This window comes from Photobacterium piscicola, assembly GCF_900166965.1.
Classification (GTDB): Bacteria; Pseudomonadota; Gammaproteobacteria; order Enterobacterales; family Vibrionaceae; genus Photobacterium; species Photobacterium piscicola.
The window spans coordinates 1-1,829 of record NZ_FUZI01000025.1 but is presented as its reverse complement, the minus strand read 5'-3'; the positions used below and the strand labels follow the sequence as shown (position 1 = coordinate 1,829).

Genomic DNA, 1,829 nt, shown 5'->3' with positions numbered 1-1,829 from the left:
AAAGCGGGCGATTGGGTAACAGTGACCCTTGATGGTAAAACGTTAGGCACCGCCGAAGTACAAGCGGATAAGTCATGGCGTTTGTCTGTTGATGGCAAGGTCTTGTTGGATGCGAATTCGGATCATGTTGGCGCAACAGTGACCACCACTGATACCGCAGGTAACAGCAAAACCGCCACGGCTGAGCATAATTATACGGTGGATGTTAACGCGACTATCGACATTGATAAGATCACTGGCGATAACGAGATCACTCAACAAGAAGGTCATCAGCAGAGCATTGCGATCACCGGTACGGTTGGCGGTCAGGTGCAAGTGGGTGACAAGGTCGTGGTAACGATTAATGGCACCGATTACAACACCCAGGTTGAGGCGGGTAACACATGGTCAGTGAATGTCACGGGCAAGGATGTGTTGCATGCAGATAAAGCCACTGCCACAGTCACAACGTCATACAGTTCACATAATGACACCGCAAACAGTGAAGAAAATTATCAGGTTGGCATCAATGCGGGTGTCACCATCACCACCATTGGTGGTGACAATGTAATCAATGAGAATGAGTCCCACGGCAAAGTGCCTGTAACCGGTACCGTTGGTGGTGATGTCAAAGTTGGCGATACCGTTACGATCACTGTAGATGGTAAAGCGGTAGGTACGGCCACAGTAGAAAATCACAATGGCAAGTTAACGTGGACGGCTGAGGTTGACGGCAGCGTATTAGATAACGCTACCACCGATAATGTCACCGCCACCGTGACAACTCATGATGAAGCAGGTCATAGCGCTACTGCGACAGATGATCATATTTACAACATTGATACTGACATTGCGGCAACGATCACTATTACCTCGATTGCTACCGATGGTGTTATCAACGCAGATGAAGCGCACAGCAAAGTCCCGGTCACGGGTACCGTGGGCGCAGATGTTAAAGTCGGCGATACCGTTACGGTCGTTGTTGATGGTCAAACCGTGGGCACCACAAAAGTTGTGGAGCAGGACGGCAAGTTAACGTGGACGGCAGAAATCGACGGCAGTGTTTTAGACGGTGCGACGGCTGATAGTGTGACGGCAACCGTCACCACCACGGATGATGCGGGCAACAGTGCCACCGCGACGGACGATCACCCTTACACCGTTGACACTGACATTGCGGCAACGATCACTATTACCTCGATTGCTACCGATGGTGTTCTCAACGCAGATGAAGCGCACAGCAAAGTCCCGGTCACGGGTACCGTAGGCGCAGATGTTAAAGTCGGCGATACCGTTACGGTCGTTGTTGATGGTCAAACCGTGGGCACCACAAAAGTTGTGGAGCAGGACGGCAAGTTAACGTGGACGGCAGAAGTCGACGGCAGTGTTTTAGACGGTGCGACGGCTGATAGTGTGACGGCAACCGTCACCACCACGGATGAGGCGGGCAACAGTGCCACGGCGACGGACGATCACCCTTACAACATTGATACTGACATTGCGGCAGCGATCACTATTACCTCGATAGCTACCGATGGTGTTATCAACGCAGATGAAGCGCACAGCAAAGTCCCGGTCACGGGGACCGTGGGCGCAGATGTTAAAGTCGGCGATACCGTTACGGTCGTTGTTGATGGTCAAACCGTGGGCACCACAAAAGTTGTGGAGCAGGACGGCAAGTTAACGTGGACGGCAGAAGTCGACGGCAGTGTTTTAGACGGTGCGACGGCTGATAGTGTGACGGCAACCGTCACCACCACGGATGAGGCGGGCAACAGTGCCACGGCGACGGACGATCACCCTTACAACATTGATACTGACATTGCGGCAGCGATCACTATTACCTCGAT

At 52.4% G+C, this 1,829-nt stretch carries 1 protein-coding gene; it reads left to right on the top strand.

Annotation, left to right across the window (positions count from 1 at the left end; all coding sequences use genetic code 11):
• The coding region (locus tag CZ809_RS20520; protein WP_144396221.1) for an Ig-like domain-containing protein at positions 1-1,829 on the top strand (1,829 nt) is incomplete at both ends.